The following is a 374-nucleotide window of genomic DNA, read 5'->3' as shown; positions in this document are numbered from 1 at the left end:
AACCTGATGGGACATGCTGGCGAAGTCTCAATCAGCCAGGCGCATTTTCTCGGCAGCCCAGGCACGATACGCCTGTCTGTCTCAAGTCCGCTCCAGATCTCCTCTGGCGAAATCTCAATCGACCTCCCGCAAGACAGGGTTGCAGCAGTGGCCGGTCAAGACAGCACTGGCGTGACACGAACCTCGCATACTGTGGACATTATCCCCTCAGAGCGGCCGCTCGATATTGGCCTGACCTATCAGATTGCTTCGGATACTCCCGGACCAGACATCTTGTTGAACGCGGGATATCGCGCACAGGGCGGTGACCCAAATCCCTACATTGGGTTTGCGCTCAGTCACAGCTTTTGAGCCGCAGGGGGCTTTGTTGCACA

Annotated in this window: 1 protein-coding gene; it reads left to right on the top strand. The window is 57.0% G+C overall.

Going from position 1 to position 374, the window contains the following annotated elements; genetic code table 11:
- On the top strand, window positions 1–351 hold a 351-nt coding region (locus ACFWW2_RS06760; protein ID WP_393927088.1), incomplete at its 5' end, for a hypothetical protein.
- Window positions 352–374 lie beyond the last annotated feature (23 nt).

This window comes from Yoonia sp. R2-816 (assembly GCF_046762905.1).
Classification (GTDB): domain Bacteria; phylum Pseudomonadota; class Alphaproteobacteria; order Rhodobacterales; family Rhodobacteraceae; genus Yoonia.
The sequence above is the reverse complement of the archived record's forward strand: the minus strand, read 5'-3'. Positions and strand labels throughout refer to the sequence as shown.